The organism is Thermofilum sp. (genome assembly GCA_038741495.1).
Lineage (GTDB): Archaea > Thermoproteota > Thermoprotei > Thermofilales > Thermofilaceae > Thermofilum.
Genome location: JAVYKX010000002.1, coordinates 198,541 through 217,951, shown reverse-complemented (window position 1 = coordinate 217,951; position 19,411 = coordinate 198,541). Strand labels below are relative to the sequence as shown.

Annotated in this window: 14 protein-coding genes, 6 tRNA genes and 1 rRNA gene; 8 read left to right on the top strand and 13 right to left on the bottom strand. The window is 55.7% G+C overall.

Annotated elements, in window-relative coordinates:
- Position 1: 1 nt before the first annotated feature.
- Positions 2–2,086: a minichromosome maintenance protein MCM gene (locus QXU72_05900; GenBank protein ID MEM0494772.1), complete on the top strand. Its 2,085-nt coding sequence runs from the start codon at positions 2–4 to the stop codon at positions 2,084–2,086.
- Positions 2,087–2,106: 20 nt separating this feature from the next.
- Positions 2,107–4,323, top strand: coding sequence for a DEAD/DEAH box helicase (locus QXU72_05895; GenBank protein ID MEM0494771.1), 2,217 nt, complete (start codon positions 2,107–2,109; stop codon positions 4,321–4,323).
- Between the two features lie 198 nt (positions 4,324–4,521).
- Here the strand turns inward: QXU72_05895 and ppsA are convergent, their stop codons facing one another.
- Positions 4,522–7,008 (bottom strand): phosphoenolpyruvate synthase, encoded by a 2,487-nt coding sequence (gene ppsA / locus QXU72_05890; GenBank protein MEM0494770.1) that lies wholly within the window; start codon positions 7,006–7,008, stop codon positions 4,522–4,524.
- A gap of 155 nt (positions 7,009–7,163) precedes the next feature.
- On the opposite strand from ppsA, the gene QXU72_05885 reads away from it, so the two are divergent.
- The 3 genes from QXU72_05885 to QXU72_05875 all read left to right on the top strand — a co-directional run bounded on the left by QXU72_05885 (position 7,164) and on the right by QXU72_05875 (position 8,727).
- A tRNA-Ser gene (locus tag QXU72_05885) sits at positions 7,164–7,273 on the top strand.
- Positions 7,274–7,342: 69 nt separating this feature from the next.
- Positions 7,343–7,482, top strand: a tRNA-Glu gene (locus tag QXU72_05880).
- A 96-nt stretch (positions 7,483–7,578) separates the two neighbouring features.
- A complete protein-coding gene (locus QXU72_05875) occupies positions 7,579–8,727 on the top strand; it encodes a tryptophan--tRNA ligase (GenBank protein ID MEM0494769.1) in 1,149 nt (382 codons plus the stop codon).
- A gap of 8 nt (positions 8,728–8,735) precedes the next feature.
- Here QXU72_05875 and QXU72_05870 read toward each other — a convergent pair whose 3' ends face one another.
- Positions 8,736–9,938 (bottom strand): ORC1-type DNA replication protein, encoded by a 1,203-nt coding sequence (locus tag QXU72_05870; GenBank protein ID MEM0494768.1) that lies wholly within the window; start codon positions 9,936–9,938, stop codon positions 8,736–8,738.
- 208 nt (positions 9,939–10,146) lie between these two features.
- Here QXU72_05870 and QXU72_05865 point away from each other — a divergent pair.
- Both QXU72_05865 and QXU72_05860 read left to right on the top strand, forming a co-directional pair.
- Positions 10,147–10,246 (top strand) — tRNA-Ser (locus QXU72_05865).
- Between the two features lie 340 nt (positions 10,247–10,586).
- The gene (locus QXU72_05860; GenBank protein MEM0494767.1) at positions 10,587–11,345 is read left to right on the top strand and encodes an ATP/GTP-binding protein; all 759 of its coding nucleotides are present in this window, start codon (positions 10,587–10,589) and stop codon (positions 11,343–11,345) included.
- Positions 11,346–11,462: 117 nt separating this feature from the next.
- On the opposite strand, the gene QXU72_05855 is transcribed toward QXU72_05860, so the two are convergent.
- From QXU72_05855 to QXU72_05820, 8 genes are all read right to left on the bottom strand, one after another.
- Positions 11,463–11,571, bottom strand: a tRNA-Lys gene (locus QXU72_05855).
- A gap of 25 nt (positions 11,572–11,596) precedes the next feature.
- The gene (locus QXU72_05850; GenBank protein ID MEM0494766.1) at positions 11,597–12,298 is read right to left on the bottom strand and encodes a restriction endonuclease; all 702 of its coding nucleotides are present in this window, start codon (positions 12,296–12,298) and stop codon (positions 11,597–11,599) included.
- A gap of 9 nt (positions 12,299–12,307) precedes the next feature.
- Entirely contained in the window at positions 12,308–12,733 is a 426-nt protein-coding gene (gene rpl14p / locus QXU72_05845) for a 50S ribosomal protein L14 (protein MEM0494765.1), read from the bottom strand.
- 6 nt (positions 12,734–12,739) lie between these two features.
- On the bottom strand, positions 12,740–13,075 hold the full coding sequence (locus QXU72_05840) for a 30S ribosomal protein S17 (protein MEM0494764.1): 336 nt from the start codon (positions 13,073–13,075) through the stop codon (positions 12,740–12,742).
- A gap of 56 nt (positions 13,076–13,131) precedes the next feature.
- A complete protein-coding gene (locus tag QXU72_05835) occupies positions 13,132–13,416 on the bottom strand; it encodes a ribonuclease P protein component 1 (GenBank protein ID MEM0494763.1) in 285 nt (94 codons plus the stop codon).
- Positions 13,413–13,637: a 50S ribosomal protein L29 gene (gene rpmC, locus QXU72_05830; protein MEM0494762.1), complete on the bottom strand. Its 225-nt coding sequence runs from the start codon at positions 13,635–13,637 to the stop codon at positions 13,413–13,415. Before rpmC ends, QXU72_05835 begins: the two co-directional genes overlap by 4 nt.
- Positions 13,634–14,275, bottom strand: coding sequence for a 30S ribosomal protein S3 (locus tag QXU72_05825; protein ID MEM0494761.1), 642 nt, complete (start codon positions 14,273–14,275; stop codon positions 13,634–13,636). The genes rpmC and QXU72_05825 overlap by 4 nt, the downstream gene beginning before the upstream one ends.
- Before the next feature lie 5 nt (positions 14,276–14,280).
- Entirely contained in the window at positions 14,281–14,739 is a 459-nt protein-coding gene (locus QXU72_05820; protein ID MEM0494760.1) for a 50S ribosomal protein L22, read from the bottom strand.
- Positions 14,740–14,847: 108 nt separating this feature from the next.
- Here QXU72_05820 and QXU72_05815 point away from each other — a divergent pair.
- Positions 14,848–14,985: transfer RNA gene (locus QXU72_05815), tRNA-Pro, on the top strand.
- Positions 14,986–15,044: 59 nt separating this feature from the next.
- Here the strand turns inward: QXU72_05815 and QXU72_05810 are convergent.
- From QXU72_05810 to QXU72_05800, 3 genes are all read right to left on the bottom strand, one after another.
- Positions 15,045–15,150, bottom strand: a tRNA-Met gene (locus QXU72_05810).
- Between the two features lie 49 nt (positions 15,151–15,199).
- The gene (locus tag QXU72_05805) at positions 15,200–16,105 is read right to left on the bottom strand and encodes a CBS domain-containing protein (protein MEM0494759.1); all 906 of its coding nucleotides are present in this window, start codon (positions 16,103–16,105) and stop codon (positions 15,200–15,202) included.
- A 180-nt stretch (positions 16,106–16,285) separates the two neighbouring features.
- Positions 16,286–19,375: ribosomal RNA gene (locus QXU72_05800) — 23S ribosomal RNA — on the bottom strand.
- Positions 19,376–19,411 lie beyond the last annotated feature (36 nt).

The window sequence follows — 19,411 nt, the reverse complement described above, 5'->3', positions numbered from 1 at the left end:
TATGCATGCAGTTGTTGAAACTTTGAATCTAGAAGAACTTATTGAGAATTTCATAAAGGATTACAGGGAGGGCGGTAGGGAGAAGTACAGGGAAGCTGTAAGAAGAATGATCTCTGAGAACAGCGTCTCTCTAGTCGTAGATTTCGATGATCTCCTGAACTACAACAAAGTACTCGCGGATGAGCTTGTAAAGGATCCCATCCTTTTCCTAGAGGAAGCTTCACGCGCCTTAAACCGTGTTGTAGCAGTTGAGGACCCAAACTACGCTCAGAAAGCTAGAGCATTCCATGTAAGGATTAGGAAGCTTCCCGAGAATCTTCACGTAAAAGTTCGCGACATAAGGTCCCGCCACCTAGGGCGCCTCATCGCCGTCGAGGGCATAGTGACTAAAATATCGCCAGTAAAGCAGGAACTTGTAGAAGCTGTTTTCAAGTGCCGCTCGTGCGGTTACGAGGAAGTTGTAAAGCAAGAGGAGGGGGCGGGCCTAGCTAAGCCATCTCAGTGCCCCAGGTGTGCTGAAGAAGAGAGGAAATCAGCAGGCTTTGTCCTAATCGCAGAGAAGAGCAAGTTTGTAGATGTTCAAAAGTTCGTTCTCCAGGAGAAACCAGAGGAACTGCCTCCCGGTCAGCTTCCGCGATCCATCGAGGTTGTGGTTAGAGACGACTTAGTCGACATAGTGAGGCCCGGCGACAGGGCAACAGTTGTAGGTTTCCTGAAAGTTGAGGAGGACAAGAGGCTCTTGAAGAGCTCACCTCCAGTTTTCCACTCGTATCTTGAGGCGAACTACATAGAGATCGCAACTAAAGAGAGCCTTGATGTAGAGATCACCCCGGATGACGAGAAAAAGATACTGGAGTTAGCTAGGCGCGAAGATATAGAGACTCTCATTATTAACTCGATCGCCCCTTCGATTTACGGCTACAGGGAGATTAAACTCGCAATAGCGCTTCTCCTCTTCGGTGGAGTTCCCAAGATCTATCCCGACGGGATAAGGGTCAGGGGGGATATCCACATCCTACTGGTAGGTGATCCTGGCACAGCGAAAAGCCAGCTGCTACGGTACGTCAGCGTGATTGCGCCTCGCGGTATCTACACTAGTGGGAAAGGGGCTACTGCCGCAGGTCTCACAGCGGCCGTCGTCAAGGAGAAGAATAGTGGTGAGTTTTACTTGGAGGCTGGGGCGCTCGTGCTGGCCGATGGAGGGATAGCGTGCATCGACGAGTTCGACAAGATGGAGGCTAGAGACAGGGTAAGCATTCACGAAGCTATGGAGCAGCAGACTGTCAGCATAGCGAAAGCAGGTATAGTGGCGACGCTAAATGCCAGGGCATCCATACTCGCAGCAGCTAATCCAGCCTTCGGGCGGTATCTGCCGACGAGAAACATCTCGGAGAACATAGACTTGCCAGTGACCATCCTATCAAGGTTCGACTTGATCTTCGTACTCCGGGATACTCCCAACCGCGATAGGGATCGTGAGCTTGCGCAGTACGTCATAGACTTCCATCGAGAAGCATACCCCCAGATCATGGAAAATGTAATTCCTCCGCATATCCTCAAGAAGTACGTGGCCTATGCTAGACGCTTCATCAGGCCAAGACTCTCAGAGGAAGCTAAAGCCAAAATTGTAGACTTCTACGTGAGCATGAGAGCTGCGAGCGAAAGCCCAGAGTCGCCAATTGCTATCACGCCGAGGCAGCTAGAGGCGCTAATACGGCTCTCAGAAGCACACGCTAGAATGCACCTGAGGAACGTTGTTACAGAGCGAGATGCAGAGGTAGCTATACAGCTGATGGAGTACTTCCTGCGCACAGTGGGTATCGATATGACCACCAAGACGCTGGATATAGACACCGTGATGACTGGTCAACCTAAATCTCAGCGTGAAAAGATAATTTTAGTACTTGATATAATCAAGGATATGGTGCGTGCAAATAACGGAAACCCTGTTAAAATTGAAGATGTAATTGCAGAGTGCTCTAAGCATGGCCTCGAGGAGACTTTTGTGAAAAAAGTTCTCGAGAAACTCTACGACAGCGGCGAGTTGATGATGCCGCGCCAAGGGTATATAGTGACAACCATTTAACCAGCTCAGCAGTGCTCCCTATGACCGAATGCTTTGAATTGCTAAGCAGGTACTTCGGTCCCCAAGTCGCTAGGCTACTAGTAGAGAAAAACGGTATCAAGGCGCTCTACCCGACCCAGGAAGCTGCTATAAAGAGCGGCCTCCTGGATGGTGAGAACCTGGTTCTCGCGGCACCCACAGCCTCGGGAAAAACTCTGGTTGCAGAACTTGCAGCTTTAAAGCATCTGCTATCTGGGGGTAAGGTTCTCTACTTGACACCTTTAAGAGCTCTTGCTTCGGAGAAGTACCGGGAGTTCAGCGAGTTCTTCGGAATTTTCGGCTATCGTGTAGCCGTAAGTACAGGCGACTACGACACCGCGGACCCGCATCTAGGTAGGTATCATGTAATAATAGCCACTAACGAGAAAGCTGATAGTCTTTTAAGGCATAAAGCCCCCTGGTTTAAGGAATTGACGCTGATTATTGCTGATGAGATACATACCCTGGGCATGGAGAAGAGGGGGGCTGTGCTCGAGGTTCTACTCACGCGGGCGAAAACCGTACTTTCGAGAGCTCAGTTTCTGGGGTTGAGTGCAACCATCCGCAACGTAGAAGAGCTAGCAGATTGGTTGGGCGCTAAGCCTCTAAGAGTGGATTGGAGGCCTGTTCCTCTCCGCGAAGGAGTTTACTACGATGGTGTGATCTACTACCAGGATGGATCTTCGAGATCCATCGCGAAGCACTCAGACCCGCTCCTGGACCTTGCAGTCGATACTCTGGAGGAGGGGGGTCAAGTTCTCGTGTTCTCTCCCACGCGTAAATCAGCTATAAGCGACGCACGTAAACTTGCGAGCGTGAGCCGGAGATTCCTGGAGGGGGAAAGCTCTCGGAAATTAAAAGAAAGCGCCAGTAGAATCGTGCAGCATCACTCCGATAAAATTTCCGAAACCCTCGCTAAACTCGTAAGAGAAGGGGTGGCTTTCCACCACGCGGGTCTCTCCCTAGACGCAAGAGATGTGGTGGAGACTCTCTTTCGGGAAAGAGTGCTCAAGGTTGTTGTAGCGACACCCACTCTAGCTGCGGGAGTGAACCTTCCAGCTAGACGAGTAATCATAGTCGACTACCGTCGTTACGACGTTGAACTCGGTTACTATGAGAGAATCCCGGTGATGGAGTATAAGCAGATGGCGGGGCGGGCCGGTAGACCTGGCTTTGACAAGGAAGGTGATGCTGTTCTCATTGCTCGCAGCTTTGACGAAGCGGAAATGCTCCTTGAGGAGTACGTGAAGGCACCTCCAGAGAGAATATACTCACAGCTAGGCTCCGAAGCCGTTCTGAGATCTCAGGTTTTATCTGTAGTTGCGACAAGCGAGGAATTAAGCGACGAGTCTGGAGTGGAGAAATTGTTCGTAAAGACCTTGCATGCACACCAGTTCGGCCCTCTTGCTGTACAGTCAGCCGTCTCGAAGACGTTAAAGTGGCTCCGCGATTCCGGCTTTGTGGAGAAGAGTGACGGTGAAATTAGGGCGACCCCTCTGGGCCGGAGAGTGGCTGAGCTCTATATAGACCCGTTAACGGCCGATATGGGTAAGCGTTTCTTCAGCAGCACCAGAGCTTCAACGCCTCTAACGTACTTGCTACTCCTCTCGTCTACACCAGACGCGATGGTGATCAGCGCTAGGAAGAAGGACTACGATTACCTCGAAACTGTGCTTGAGCAGCGAGGCAACGAGCTGCCCAGACCACCTGACGACGAGCTCGAATACTACGACTACCTTTCCCGCCTCAAGACGGCGTTGCTTCTTGAGGACTGGATCAACGAGGTTCGAGAAGAGGTATTGGTTGAGAAGTACGACGTGGGGCCTGGGGACCTGTACTTCCTAACGCAAACTGCTGTGTGGATAGCCTACTCGCTGTCGCAAGTGGCCGAAATACTCGGTTACGCTGAGCACGCAGCTAAGCTAGGGGTTCTCAGCAAAAGGCTAGAGCACGGAGTTAGAGAGGAGCTCCTTGAGCTTGTCTCGCTGAAAGGCGTAGGCAGGGTCAGGGCCCGAAGCTTATACAACCACGGTTACAGGTCTATTCTGGATCTCCTGAATGCCAGCGTAGATGATCTCGCCAGAGTACCGGGTATAGGCCCCACCTTGGCCAAATCGATAAAAGCGCAGCTAGAGCCTGAGAGGAGAGACCTGCTCGAAGACTCTCTTAGCGAGGGTTTGCAGAGCGAGGACCAAGTTCAGTTAGATAGTTACTTTTAAGAGCCTGCAACACTCAGTAAAAAAGGTGTGATGTGTATTCGCAGCTGATCTGTGATGAACAGGAGTACCTCTGACCTACTTCTGGTAAAACTACTGCTAGAATAGCTGAACACCCTCTCGGGAGCAGCACTTGCAATTCTGCTAAAATACTTAAGGAAATACAATAAATTGCAGAAAAGCTGTAAAGTACAGTATCTCTTAAAGTATATCGTCTACTCTGCGAGCCCAGATGTTTGGAAGTCCTCTACGCTGCCTCCTCATCGGCCAGCCAAGCTCTTCATCGTACCTTTCAATGCCTATACTCTTCTCGATAAGTACTCTGCGTTCAATGGAGGCAACTAACTCTCTGGTGCGGGCAACGACGTCAGGGTTAACGCTTATACTGTCGATGCCTAACCTCACCAGGAACTCAGTGAACTCTGGGTAGACGCTCGGGGCTTGGCCGCAGATCGACACTGTCCTGTAACCGTAAGGTGAGTTGTGCGCCTTCTCTATGAGCATAGCAATAGCAGTCTTGACGGCGGGATCGCGCTCGTCGAAATACCGCGGGTCTATCTTGGGTAGTATCGCAGAGTCTCTGTCAGTACCTAGAGTCAGCTGTGTGAGGTCGTTGCTCCCTATGCTGAAGCCGTCGAAGTACCTGGAGAACTCTTCCGCCAGGAAGACTATGCTGGGTACCTCCGCCATAGCCCAGACCTTGAAATCTCTACTGCTCTCCAACCCTTCCTCGGCCAGGAGCTTGATGAACTTCTCAGCCTCCCAAAGCGTTCTTACGAAAGGTGCCATGACCCATACGTTGCCCAGCCCCATTTCATCCCTTACCTTCTTAATCGCGCGCACCTCTAGGCGGAAAGCCTTCTCGTACTGTGGGCTGATGTACCTGCTAACACCTCGCCAGCCAAGCATCGGGTTATCCTCGTGGGGCTCGTACTTCTCGCCTCCAGCTAGCTGCCTATACTCGTTTGTCTTAAAGTCGCTAAACCTGACGACTACTGGCCTCGGGTATATCTCTCTGGCAACCATCGCTATGCCTTCAGCCATCTTATCTACGAGAACATCGCCCCTGCCCGTCTCCAGCAGGTAGAGCGGGTGCTCCTTAACCCAGCTCGCCATTATGAACTCCACACGCATGAGGCCAATGCCGTCGAAGGGCAGGTCCTTGTACTCGAAGATCTTATCAGGCACGCCGAGGTTCATGTAGATCTTCGTCGCCGTTATCGGCTTCAGAATGACCTCGATGGGCGCCGCAGCGGCTGCAGCGGGCTTCTCCTCCTTCTTTCCGACAAGCTCTTCAACGTACCCCTCGTAGACTACTCCTGACCTTGCATCAACCGTGTACTCTACTCCCGTCTGCATAACTTTCGTCGCTTCCCTCGTGCCCACGATGCACGGAATGCCCAGCTCTCTGCTAACAATTGCCGCGTGAGCGGTCATACCGCCCTCGTCAGTCACGATGGCTGATGCGAGCCTCATGTAGGGGACCCAGTCTGGGTCAGTCATCTTGGTTACGAGAATGTCGCCCTTCTGCATTAACTTCTTTGCATCATCGAGCGTTAAGCACACCTTAGCCTTCCCGAAGGCTACACCAGGGCTGGCCGCCAGACCTTTTACGACAGGCTTTGCCTCCGTTAGCCGCACAGCCTTCACCTCGGCCGGTTTAGCCTCAGCTTTCCGAGAGCTCCACACGGTCTCGGGCCTAGCCTGGACGATGAACACGCTGTCCGGGAAAGGCATGTCTCTATCGATCGCCCACTCAATATCCATGGGCCTCCCGTAGTGCTTCTCAATAAGTACCGCGAGTTCAGCCAGTCTGCGGACCTCCTCATCAGACAGGCAGGGCGCCTTCCTCCTCTCGGGATCCACCTCCCTTTCAAGGTTCCCACCAGTCTTGGGATCCCTCACGATCTCTATGCTCTTCTCGGATACCCTCCTTTCGAGAATGGTAAGGGTTTTCTTGTCCACCACCCACTCGTCAGGCGTCACTTTACCGCCCACGACAACCTCGCCGAGGCCCCAGGAACCCTCTATCACTATCTTGTCCTCCTCGCCGGTGACGGGGTGAATAGTGAACATCACGCCTGCAGACCTGGAGTTAACCATCTTCTGCACGGCAACGCTGATCAGCACCTTCTCGTGAGCGAAACCTTTACTCTCCCTGTAGAAGATAGCCCTGGGAGTGAAAAGGCTAGACCAGCACTTCTTAACCTTCTCTACAACTTCATCCTCTCCTTTCACGTTGAGATAAGTCTCCTGCTGTCCCGCGAAGCTAGCGTCGGGAAGATCCTCAGCAGTTGCGCTGCTCCTGACGGCCACGAACTCCTCCCGCTTTCCTACGCGCCTAGAGAGCTCCCTGTACGCAGCCCTTATCGCCTCCTCAATGTCCTTGGGCATGGGGGTTTTCTCAATGAGCTCCCTTATCCTCTTGCTAGCCTCCTCGTAATCTCTGGGCTCAGAAGCACCGGGCTTTACCTGCTCCCTGAGGATCTGCTGTATCTTCTCCTTTATCCCCATCTCCTCTATAAAGCGCCTGAAAGCGTATGCTGTCACGGCGAAGCCCGGCGGCACAGGTATGCCGGCTCTGATCATCTCACCTAGGTTGGCGTTCTTTCCACCGACGATCGGGACGTCCTCTTTCGTGAGCTCTTCGAACCAGAGAATGACTCTCTCTGCCTTACTCTCTGGCATTTTATCCTCGCGCTTGCAAGTTCCCGGCTTTGATAAAGCTTACCTTTTTAACGTGCCGTTATAACCATCCTGCTCCCTGCTTTTGAACCGGGTAGAATGTGAACGACTTCCTTAGATCAAGGTTAATAAGCAGCTGGTGGTAGTCAGACGTGAGCGCCGGGGTGGCCGAGCGGACCAAGGCGGTGGACCCGCCTGAGAAAGCGCCACACTCGAGATCCACTGCCCATCTCTGGGCGCCCGGGTTCAAATCCCGGCCCCGGCGCCAGTGCTTATCACCTACTCGGACTTAGGATTTAAGAAAATCTTATAGGCTTAAGATGTAGAGAGGGTTTCAGCCCCGGTCGTCTAGCCCGGTCAGCCTGCGCGAAGTAGGCGTGCGGTGGCCGTCAGGATATCGGCCTTTCGAGCCGAGGAGCCTCCAGCCTGCGGGAGGGGGCGCGGACATCCCGGGTTCAAATCCCGGCCGGGGCACCACTTCGCCTGAGCTTTTTGATGTCGGCTTCTGTGCAGACACGCAGAACTTTGAGGAAAAAGATAATTTTCCGGAGAAATTCGTGAACGGGCTTAGCGATGGCATCGGGCTACACTCTAACCCCCTGGGAGGCTAAGGGAAGGATAGACTACGACAAGCTGATCGAAGAGTTCGGAGTAGAGCGCCTGGAGGACAGGCATTTCGAGATTTTGCAGGAACTTGCAGGAGAGCTTCATCCGCTGCTGAGAAGAAGGTTCTTCTTCGCACACAGGGATCTAGACCACGTTCTGGCTGACTACCAGTCTGGTAAGGGATTCTTCCTCTACACGGGGCGCGCGCCTAGCAAGTCACCGATGCACATAGGGCACATAATTCCCTTCATCATCACCAGGTGGTTTCAGGAGAAGTTTGAGGTGAACGTTTACATAGAGATACCTGACGAAGAGAAATTTCTCGCTAAAAAGGCGGACTCGCTGGATGAAGTGGCTCCCTACGCTGAGAAGGACATCTTGAACATAATCGCACTCGGTTTCGACGAGAACAGGACATTCATCTTTAAGGATACCGAGTACATCGGGAGAATGTACAGGGCTGCAGTCCTCATTGCCCGCCACATAAATTTCTCTACCGCGCGTGCTGTTTTCGGCTTCGACGGAGAGACGTCGATAGGGCTGATATTCTACCCTGCACTACAGATCGTTCCCACGTTATTTGAGAAAAAGCGCCCGCTGATCCCCTGCGGTATCGACCAGGATCCCTACTTTAGGCTACAGAGAGACATTGCGCCGAAACTTAACAGGTACAAGGCGGCAGAGCTTCTCTCTAAGCTGGTGTGGGGCTTAACAGGTCCGGAGACTAAGATGTCGGCGTCCGAACCGGAGACTGCAATCATGCTTAATGAGGCGCCTAGGGAAGCACGCAGGAAAATTATGAACGCGTACACTGGAGGACGCGCCACGGCCGAGGAACAGCGCAGGCTCGGCGGAGTCCCCGAAGTCTGCCCAGTCTTCCACTGGTTCTCCGTGTTGTTCGAGAACGACGACAAGAAGCTTGAGGAGCGTTTCTGGGCATGCAAGAGAGGCGAGCTTCTCTGCGGGGAGTGCAAAACCCACTTGGCCGAGAGAGTTGAGAGATTTCTTGTTACGCACGCGCAGAGGGTCAAGGAAGCTGAAGCTAAGAGGGATAAATTCCTCTACGATGGTAAGCTGGCTCAGGAGATGTGGAACTGGGAGTTTAAGCTTGAGTAGCGGTTTCTTCAATGCTCGCTGGGCAACTCCAGCACTGAGTGTAGGATGACATCGGAGGCAAGCCCCTCTTCTACGTTCCTTGGAGGTACACCCAGCGAAATTACCTTAGTGCGACCATACCTGCCGAGGCTGATCACCTTCGCGTTAATGATCCCCACGACATCGAGCTCGTTTAAGATGTCGCTTACCCGCCTAGACGTGACAGGCTCGATGCCGATCTTGCTTGAAAGCTCCCTGTACTTATCGTAGACAAGCCCGGTAGTTATGAACTTGGAACCACCGCTGCGCGAAAGCAGGTATATCGAGGCTAGCACAAGCTTTACATGGAGAGGCATGGTTTTGATAACATCGACAGCAAGATTCTTCTCGATCTCGTTCCTCGCTCTCTCAACGTGCTCTAAAGTTATCCTAGCTGCCCCCTCGCGATCCGCGAGGTCGGCTGCTTTCAAGAGGATGTCGAGCGCTAGGCGACAATCGCTATTCTGCCTCGCGGCGATCGCAGCTACACGGCGCAGAACCTCGTCGCTCACCACGCCGTCGTGGAGAGCCTCTTGGGCTCTTCTCCTCAGGATGTCTTCTAACTGTACGGCAGTGTAGGGCGGAAATACGAGCTCCTCTTCACCTAGGCTGCTCTTCACCCGCGCGTCCAGGAACTCTGTGAATTTCAAGTCGTTGGTGATGCCAATCACGCTGACCCTGCTGCTGCTAAGGTTTTCATTTACCCTAGTGAGGAAATACAGAACATCGTCACCCTGCCTCTTGACGAGGTTATCGATCTCGTCTAGAACAACAATTAGCATCATTTTCCTGCGTTCAAGTCCCTGGAGAAGCCTCTTCATGACTTCTCCTAAAGCTAAGCCCGTGAAGGGAATTCTCAACCCAACATGTTTCGCGAGCTCGGCTAGGACTCGGTAGCTTGTGTTATTCTGCCGGCAGTTCACGTAAGCGTAGTCGACAGACTGAGAAGCTCTCTCCTTCAACTTCCTGAGAACAAGCTTAGTCACCGCGGTTTTCCCAGTACCCGTCAAGCCATAGATGAAGACATTTGAAGGCCTTGAGCCTCTCAACGCCGGGGCTAGGATGCTTGCGAGCTTGACTATCTGCTCGTCCCTGTGGGGGAGTTCCTCTGGAACGTAATCTGGCAGCAGCTTTTCCCTCTCTTTGAAGATCCTCGACTCTACGTATTTCTCGAAAATCTCCTCGATAGACATCGAACTCCATCGGTTCCACTGGAACTTGCGCTTACATGCTAGTAACTATGAAGCATAACCTCTCAGATGCAGCTAATACGGACGGCATACAGATTAAATACCCCAAAGCAGGTCCCCGAGCTTTGTCCAGCCCCATCGGCCCGGGAGAAGATCGAAGCCGCTAGCACGCTTAAGGTTAATAAGCAGCTGGTGGTAGTCAGACGTGAGCGCCGGGGTGGCCGAGCGGACCAAGGCGGTGGCCTGGAGAGAGAACTGAAAGCCACTGCCCATCTCTGGGCGCCCGGGTTCAAATCCCGGCCCCGGCGCCAACAAGCATTCGGAATTTGAAACTCGCCTCCTTCCGGCGAGAAACGGCGTAAAGCGCCTTTGCACGAAGTCCTCTCGATGATCTGGGTGGGAAGACCGCACCAGGCCTTTTGAACCACCGACCTCCGGGTTATGAGCCCGGCGGGATACCTGGCTTCCCCACCCCGCTTCGGGGTGGCTTTAGCTGGTAGCGGGGGGTGGATTCTCAGGCCCGGTGCGGTCAAGTACATAGCTCCTTCTGCTGATTTAAGCGTTTCGCGCCCCTTGGTGCGGATCGAGTGCACCTTCGATTCTTCAAAGCAGCGCTCAAAAATACCTAGGCCTACTAACTCTTCTGGAGCCATGCGGAACCTTTTGCTAGTTATAGGGCCGGCAGGATGCGGCAAGTCGACACTCGTAGGTGCACTTTCACGCTGGCTGCTTAGAAAGCAGCTCATACCTTCAGGTATCGTAAACCTTGATCCCGGGGCCGAGGTGACTCCTTACGAGGCACACGTGAACGTCAGGAAGTATGTGAGATCAGAAGAAGTGATGCTTCGAGAGGGGTTAGGTCCCAACGGCGCGCTGATAAGAAGCATCGAGCTCCTCATGAATTACGAGGATGAGCTTATGGAGGAACTTGAGAGACTCACTAAACCGTACATCTTAGTGGATACTCCGGGGCAGATGGAGCTGTTCCTCTTCAGGGAGTTCGGCTTAAGCTTCACGGAGAAGCTGAAAAAGCTAGGAGCGGTAGTGGCAGTACTAGTGATAGATCCTACACTAGGGCGAAGACCGCAGGATATCGTCGTCCTCAAGCTGCTTTCGCTGGTCGTACAGCTTCGATTCGGGATAGATGTAGTCCCGGTGATTAACAAAGCTGACTTGCTGGAGAATAAACTGGAGGGGGTGGATATCTTCCTGGATAGCGACACGCTTCGGAATCGGCTCCACCAGGTGCCCGGCGTTATGGGAGACCTCTCGGAGCAGATACTAGACGTACTGGAAAACTTCAAACTAGCTATGCGTATCCCGACGGTATCTGCACTCAGAGAAGAAGGTCTAGAGCAGCTTTACGACATCCTTCACGAGATTTTCTGCGCTTGCGGAGATCTGACTTAACACCGAGCTTATGAGGGTGCTTTTCCAGTTCTTCAGGCCCCGAAGAAACACTTCCGACGACTTTAAGCACTCCTGCGGAAAACCGGCTCGGGAGGACTCTAGCCTCCTGCTAGAAAGTGGCGGGCCGGCCGGGATTCGAACCCGGGACCTACGGGTTTCCCCATCACTTGGACCTAAGAGCCTCGGCCGCCTCGACCGCCGCTCTACCTAGCTGAGCTACCGGCCCTGTTCTTCGCAATGTGACTAACCCCTTATATTTGCTTTTTCCTGTAGCCAACGCACCTGGCTTTAAAATGCTGGGCGCCGGCCTCTGCTAGCAGTACTGAGCTGATATCGCGTAGTATGGCCGCCAAGTCGTAGATGCCAACCACCAAAACACCTTCGTGCGAAGATATCGCGGTTGAGTGCAGCGGCACGATTACAGGGAACACTTTGACCTCAGCTGCGATGCCTAGGCACGGCACTTCGCCGCTCTCTATGAGCCTAGCAACCGCTCCGCACCTGTCCTTTTGGTTTATTGCCGCGCGTTTCAGCTCAGAGACTCTAGCCTTTATCCAGCGCTTACAGTCTACGCAGAGCAGAATATCCCCCTTCAGGGCGAGCAGGTCAATCTCGTAGCGCCTGCCGGCCAGCTTTACGCGCACGTTTCTTCTGCACGTGAACCCGTGCTCCTCCAGAAGAACCCCTACGAGCTCTTCGAGAGAGCTCCAACCAGCGCTAAGGGCCATGTCGAGAAGGGGGAAACCGGCTTTCCAAGCTCTGACTATGATTACCGGTAGGTCCTCACGCTTCAACTCCCTGGATTCGATGCCTAGCGAAGATAGAACGCTTTCCGCAAAATCGCTAGGAGTTTCAGCAATCTCGGATAACTCATCCAAGGTGATCTTCTCTCTGGCAGACAGCGTCCTGGCGATAGAAAGTATCAAGTACTCCGCTCTGAAGCGGGCTCCCACGAGGGTTCCCTAAACGATGATAGAGGCCAAAGGCGCGAGGCTGGGCCAACGCTCGATCGCTTCCTTAGCAACCGGGCCACGTATCTCGGTGCCCTTAGGCTCACCTTCGGGCGTCATTATTACTACAGCGTTGTCCTCGAAAGCTATCCACGTACCATCTGCCCTCCTGTAGGGTCTTCTCTGCCTTACGATCACCGCTCTCATGACTTGCTTACGCAGCTCATGCTTTCCCGCTCTTATCGACACGACAACCATATCGCCGACGCCCGCTCCGGGTATCCTCCTCCAGACTGGCTTGTAGTGCACTACCCCGATTATCCTAGCCAGAGTGGCGCCTGAATTATCGGCAACCTTGACTAAGCTCTCCATGAAGAGGCCGGGTGTTATGCCTAGCCTATAGGAGACGCCTGTTACCTTTGGACCTCTCTTCGCCATGATCGATCACCCTTTAACCTTCCCCAGAACGACGAACGATACAGACTTAGCGAGAGGTCTGGTCTCGCCGATTAAGACCTCGTCCCCCGGCTTTACATCGATGCATGGAGGTACTCTCACATGCTTCTTTTTTCGCCTTCTCTCATACCGCTTGTACTTCTCGACGAAATGCAGGTACTCGTGAACAACAGTAGCTACTCTACTCATCTTGACGTTAACCACTCTTACACGCATTATTTGTCCTCTTACTGGTAAGGTGCCATGCCACGGGCAGAGCTGGTCGTCACACGTCCTGTCCGGTGGACTGACCCCAGGGATGCCGATGTTCCTAGCCCTCTGCATAGTACCCGCACCGCCAAGAAAAGGTGCCTATTTAACCTTTCCCCGTGTAGCCGCACCTACCAACGATAGTATTCTCTCTTTAAGCGCTCCTCAGGCCTGCCCACCAAAACCTTGCCGTCGACCCGCACTTTCGTGCCGTCCGGGAGCGTTATCCTGAACACAGCCACATGCTTGAGGACTCTCCGCTTCCTGCCCCCAGGTTGACCGATGAGAAGAGTATACTTCGTCTCGTCGAGTATGAGCCCCTTGACCCCTACCAGGTTTTTGTCTGAAGATTCGACAACTTCCGCTTCTAGGCCTATAAGTTCGTGGTTCAGAAGATTTCGAGGAGTAATCCTCAACGGCTCCTTCCCTTCAGCGCTTCCTCCCTCTCCACCGTCAGTATGATCGCTATAGCGCGCTTGATCTTACGTATCGACGACGGTTTCTCGAGAGCTCCTCTGTCCACTTGCGCTGTGAGCCTAGCGAGCTCGGCTCGCAGCTCAATCAGCTTCTTCTGCCTCTCCTCTGGGGTCATTTTCCTCACTTCTTCAGCGCTTAAGACGCTCTTCCCCAAGCTCACCCACCTGCGGTAGTCCGCTTCTCTTCAGCACTTAAAAGCTCTGCTTGCTTCACCTCGATGAGATCCGGCATCCTAGCTGGCTTCATTATCCTGACTTTAACTCCGTACATTCCAAGCTTTAGGAGGACGTGAACCGTGGCCTCGTCGACGAGCTCCTCGCCGGGCTCCCCGGATTTAGGAAGGTAGCCTCGGCTAAATCGCTCTGTCCTGTGTCTCTGGCTCGTGAGCTTGCCGCTAATAACTATCTCGGCTCCTCTCGCTCCGGCAGCCATTATCCTGTTCAGCGCGGCCATCGCGGCTCGGCGGAACTTCACGCCTCTCGCAATAGCCCTAGCTATCCTGTAAGCCATTATCTTGGCGTTAAGATCCTGCTGCGGCACCTCGATAACATCTATCTGTGGATTTTCAAGGCCGAATTCCTTCTCTAAGATCTCTGCGAGCGCTTTGATGTTAGCCCCACGTCTGCCGATTATGATACCCGGCATCCCCGCGTATATGATGACTTTAGTGCCGATAGGAGTTTTGAAGAACTGAGCGTAAACGTAGTTAGCGCGAACTAGCTTTCTCTCTAAAAACTCATGGAGCATCATGTACTTGATGCCTTGCGAAACCGCCCGCTTCGCGGTCGTAGTAGACATACTCCTCACTCACCCCTCTCCTCGGCGTAGATCTCCACGTGCACCAACTGATCGTACCAAGGTGTAGCCCGGCCGAAGGCTCTAGGCATGTATCTCTTCACCTTGGGACCCTTGTGGGCTGCCGCGTGGACTATCCGAAGCCTCGTCACATCAAGGCCCTTGAACTCAGCGTTGTTTTCAAGGTTATCGAGTAGGCGCAGAAGGTGCCTGGCGACTTTCACCGGGTATCTTCCAGCACCCGGCACGCCTCTCTTATGGGCAACCTTACCGCTGTAGCGACGGAAAGGTACCGGCGTCCGCAGCGCTGCAATACTCTCCAGGATCTTTCTAGCTTCCTCGAGGCTCTTACCCTTTAGAAGCTTCAAGGTCTCTACAGTAGCTTTGTACGACATGCTCACATCTCTCAGCGAAGCTTTCGCCGTGCGCTCAGGATCTAGCTCCACCGAGTACCGCCACGTAGGCATATCTCGCACTCCACTACTAGACGCATTATAAACCTTACCGGGCCTCGTAACCCCGGCGAAGCCCCTGAAGCGTAAAGGATTAATTCTTCTCTCTCAGGAAGCTTTCTAGGGGCCGTCGTCCAGCCTGGTAGGATGCCTGGCACGCCTGCAGGCGCAGGACTCGGGATCCCTAACGGGAGCCCAGGTGGAGGGCGTGGTGCTTGCACGCCCGCCGAATCCCGGGTTCAAATCCCGGCGGCCCCACCACGAGGCTAAGTTCTCAGCGAGCAGAGAGCTCTTCTAGCCGGTGGGGAAAACACGGCAGCTGGTGCCGGGGCCGGGACTCTCGCCCGCGTGCCGAGCACCGGGCTTCGAACCCGGGATAACCGGATTATGAGTCCGGCGCCCTAGACCAGGCTAGGCGACCCCGGCTCAGCAGTATTACTGCTCCAGATCCTTTTAGCTTTTTCGCGGAGAAGCCCTAGAAGCTTACCCTCGATGCGAAGACAGCAGCTTTGACTAAGTCCGTGAAAAGCTCAACTCCTCTTACTCTTGGAAGCCGCGTTACAACGTCGCGTTCAGTAACTATGCCGACGGGAGCCCCGGTCCCGTCAACAGCGACGAGGCACCCCACACCGTGATTCTTCATAATGCTTACAGCCTTCCCGACATCCTCCCCAGCGTCGACCGTGAGGACAGGGTAGCTCGCTACGGATTGGAGAGGAGTTGAGAGAAGGCTCTCCCCCTCGCCGGCAGACAGGCGCTTTAGCGAACTCTCTGAACCCAGAAAACCCAGCACATCCTTGACCGTGACGATGCCGCTCAGCTTGCCTCCCGATTGGAGTGGAATCCTCCTAACCCTGTGCCTGCTCATCAGCTCGAGAGCCTTGCTGATCGGCTCGTGCGGATGCGCGGTTACCAGCTCCCTCGACATGATCTCTCTAACCTGAACGTAGGTCGTCGCGTTGGCGAACAGGCTCATCACGTGCCTCTCCGATAAGAGCCCCCTCACTCTCTTCGACCTGTCAACGATAACCAGCGCTCCCACACCCAGCTCTATAAACCTCGCTAGAACATCCGTCAGGGGCGTGTCCTCTGTCACCCAAGCAGGGTACCTGCTTAGCTCCGATGCTCTCACCTTGGTAAGCGCCTCGTAGATGTCTCCTTTGAAGCGATTCTGAACAATGCTCCTGTAGCGCTGCCCACCTAGAAAATCCACGAGATCTCTGGCCGAAACCATACCCACTAAAACCCCCTCATCAGAGACTAGGGGGCAGTGCCGCACACGCTTCTCAGCCATCCCCGCTAGAACCTCTAGAACGCTAGCATTCTCGTTGAGAACAAGCAAAGGTGGGTAGCGGCCTAATCCAAGCTCACCTATACTCATCGGTTAAGGAAGTGCTCAGAGGGTTAAAATTTGTTATCTGTTGAAGAAGATCACGTCTAACGTCGAAAACGAGCACCCACTTAGACTCTGCACTTACCCTCTGAAGCATAAACGCGCACGGGAGCGAAAGGGTTGAAGAATAGATGCGCCGCGCAGGGTGCTTAATGCCCGAGCTCGTGCCTGCAGGAAGCCTCGGGCTATTGGGAGTGGCCGGCTCGCACCTCGGGTATAAACCCTCGGTGCTTACACCGCCACCCCATCAACCCCGTCTTCTACGGGTGCCCTCGTCCCGGCCCAGGACCCCGTCGCCGAGGCCCCTAAGGCCGGGAGTGGCCGCCTCGTCTCGGGGTGGGCTTCCCGCTTAGATGCTTTCAGCGGTTATCCCTTGCGGCGTGGCTGCCCGGCAGTGCCCTGCCGGACAACCGGTACACTAGAGGCCGCGGCCCGCCGTTCCTCTCGTACTGAGCGGACCATCCCCTCAGGCGGCCAGCGGTCCCGGCAGGTAGAGTCCGACCTGTCTCGCGACGGTCTAAACCCATCTCACGTTCCCCTTTAATGGGCGAGCAGCCCCACTCTTGGCCCCTGCTGCAGGGCCAAGCTGGGAAGAGACGACGTCTGGGTACCAAACCGCGGGGTCGATGTGAACTCTCGCCCGCGACGAGCCGGTTATTCCCGGGGTAACTTTTCTGTCATGCCCGGCCCCCACCGAAGGGGGCACGAGCGTTCGCTAGGCCCCGGTTTCCCGGCTGCGCCCCCTGCGTTTAAGGGCGCAGTCAGCCCGGCTTTTGGCCTTGCCCTCTACGGCGGAGTTCTGACCCGCCTGAGCCGAGCTTTGGGCACCCCTGATACCTTTTCAGGGGTGTGCCGCCCCAGCCAAACAGCCCACCTGGCACTGTCCCCCGGGAGGCTCCCCAGGGTTAGGGATACAGCCGCAAGTGGGCGGTGTTTCAGGACCGCATCCACCGGCCCCGGAGGACCGGTTTCATAGCTCCCGCCTACGCTATGCACCCGCAGCCGTATCCCAATGCCAGGCTGCTGTGAAGCTCCACGGGGTCTTCTCGCCCCACCGGGACTCCCAGGACTGTGCACCTGGTTGCGGGTTCAGCGGGTCCCGGGCTGGGACAGTGGGGACCTCGTTGATCCATTCATGCACGCCGGAACTTACCCGGCAAGGCATTTGGCTACCTTAAGAGAGTCAGAGTTACTCCCGGCCTTCAGCGGCGCTTCGCCCGGTTGAACCCGGGTTTCACGTACCGCCAGTGGCCAGGATTCAGCCCCCGTACTCACCCTTTCGGGCTCGCGGGGACCTATGTTTTTATTAAACAGTCGGGTCCCCCTTGCCACTGCGACCTGCGGTCCCAGGGAAACCCCAAGACCGCAGGCACCCCTTCTCCCGAAGTTACGGGGCTAATTTGCCGAGTTCCCTAGCCCGGGTTACCCCGCCACGCCTTGGGCTTCTCACCCAGGGGCACCTGTGTCGGTTCTCGGTACGGTCGTGGGGGATCCTTCCCGGCTCCCTTTTCACTGGCCCCAGGAGTCAGGGGAACCCGCCTAATGGCGGGCCCATCCCGCCTTCACCCGGTTCTCGCCATGACGGCACTCCCCGGGCTTCAGCGGTTGGACGGGGCGGCAGCCCCGCTCCCCCTATCCCGAGGCGTCAGGAGCCGGGCCTTGCGTTGCCGCGAAGCGTACCCCCACGGCACGGGAATATTAACCCGTTTCCCTTTCGGCTGCACCAGGTTAAGGGCAGCCTTAGGACCGGCTAACCCTCAGCCGACGACCGTTGCTGAGGAACCCTGGCCCTTTCGGCGGAGGGGATTCTCACCCCTCTTGCGCTCTTACTACCGCCGGGATTTTCGTTCCGGGCGGATCCACCGGATCTCACGACCCGGCTTCTAGTCCACCCGGACGCCCCCCTACCGGATCACCCCGCAATGCGGGGTGCCCCGGGGTCTCGGCGGCCGGCTTAGTCCCGCTAATCTTCGGGGCCCCCCGCCTCGGCGGGTAAGCTGTTACGCACTTCTTAGCCGATGGCTGCTTCTAAGCCTACGGCCCCGCTGTCTAAGGCGGGGGACACCCTTCCGGCTTGACACTTTAGCCGGCACTTGGGGGCCTTAACCCCGGTCTGGGTTGTTCCCCTCTCGGCCCAGCGGCTTATCCGCCGGAACCCGTCTCCGCCCATCTACGGAGCCGATCGGTTCGGGGTTCGAAGGGGAGCTGGGACCTTCCGGTCCCTGGGGCCCCCAATCGGTGCCCTACCCGATCGGCCTCCTCCGGGCGGGCCGGGCTGCGACCCGCTTCGGGGGGAACCAGCTATCACCGAGCTTGATTGGTCTTTTGCCCCTAGGCCGAGGTCATGGGAACGAATTGCACGTCAGAACCCCTGCGGGCCTCCACCCGGCTTTCGCCGGGCTTCGCCCTGCCCCGGCCTAGATCGCTCGGTTTCTGGTCTCACGGGCGTGACTCCGGGCCCTTTGAGACCCCGCCCCACACCGACCGGAAAGGTCGGCTACGGGCTTGTCGGTTTCCCTACGCCTCCGGGGTTAACCCCCTTAGGCTCGCCACGCCCGTGAACTCCCCGGCCCGTGTTTCTAGACGTAAGGCGCGACCCCGGTCCTCTCCCCTCGTACTCTCCGGTCGCCCGGATTTCCTTTGGGGAGAATCACCCCTTTCGAGCCGCGCCACCTGTCGCCGCCTGGTTTCAGGCTCTTTTCACCCCCCTTCCGGGGTTCTTTTCAGCTTTCCCTCACGGTACTAGTGCGCTATCGGTCTCGGGACGTATTTAGCCTTGGAGGTCGGTGACCCCCAGCTTCCCACGGCAAAACCAAGCCGTGGTACTCAGGGACACCCGCCATCTCCCCCCTGGGTTTCGCCTACGGGGCTGTCACCCTCTGCGGCGGGGCTTTCCAGCCCACTTCGGCTACCCAGGGTCGGGAGGGCGCGGGGCCCTGCAACCCCACATCCCCCCAAGCTCGTCGCCTGGGGGTTCGGTTTGGGCTCTCCCCCTTTCGGTCGCCCCTACTCAGGGGATCCCGTTTTGGTTTCTTCTCCTCCCCCTACTAAGATGTTTCCGTTGGGGGGGTTCCCGCTCGGTACTCCCCTTTCGGGTTTCCCGAGCGCCGCGAGCTATTCGCCCGCGGCAGGAGGTCCCATTCGGCGATCCCCGGATCGAAGCCTGCGTGCGGCTCCCCGGGGCGTATCGCCGCTTGCCACGGCCTTCCTCGGCGCCCGAGCCGAGCCATCCACCAGGCGGCTTGGTGCCCCCTGCTTGCACGAGCTCGGTCTGCACGCACCCTACGCGGCGCT

Bases quoted from the DNA above. Each gene is read 5' to 3' on its own strand.
- QXU72_05900 (MEM0494772.1), top strand. From the start codon at position 2: ATGCATGCAGTTGTTGAAACTTTGAATCTAGAAGAACTTATTGAGAAT.
- QXU72_05895 (MEM0494771.1), top strand. From the start codon at position 2,107: ATGACCGAATGCTTTGAATTGCTAAGCAGGTACTTCGGTCCCCAAGTC.
- ppsA (MEM0494770.1), bottom strand. From the start codon at position 7,008: ATGCCAGAGAGTAAGGCAGAGAGAGTCATTCTCTGGTTCGAAGAGCTC.
- QXU72_05875 (MEM0494769.1), top strand. From the start codon at position 7,579: ATGGCATCGGGCTACACTCTAACCCCCTGGGAGGCTAAGGGAAGGATA.
- QXU72_05870 (MEM0494768.1), bottom strand. From the start codon at position 9,938: ATGTCTATCGAGGAGATTTTCGAGAAATACGTAGAGTCGAGGATCTTC.
- QXU72_05860 (MEM0494767.1), top strand. From the start codon at position 10,587: ATGCGGAACCTTTTGCTAGTTATAGGGCCGGCAGGATGCGGCAAGTCG.
- rpl14p (MEM0494765.1), bottom strand. From the start codon at position 12,733: ATGGCGAAGAGAGGTCCAAAGGTAACAGGCGTCTCCTATAGGCTAGGC.
- QXU72_05840 (MEM0494764.1), bottom strand. From the start codon at position 13,075: ATGCAGAGGGCTAGGAACATCGGCATCCCTGGGGTCAGTCCACCGGAC.
- QXU72_05825 (MEM0494761.1), bottom strand. From the start codon at position 14,275: ATGTCTACTACGACCGCGAAGCGGGCGGTTTCGCAAGGCATCAAGTAC.
- QXU72_05820 (MEM0494760.1), bottom strand. From the start codon at position 14,739: ATGCCTACGTGGCGGTACTCGGTGGAGCTAGATCCTGAGCGCACGGCG.
- QXU72_05805 (MEM0494759.1), bottom strand. From the start codon at position 16,105: ATGAGTATAGGTGAGCTTGGATTAGGCCGCTACCCACCTTTGCTTGTT.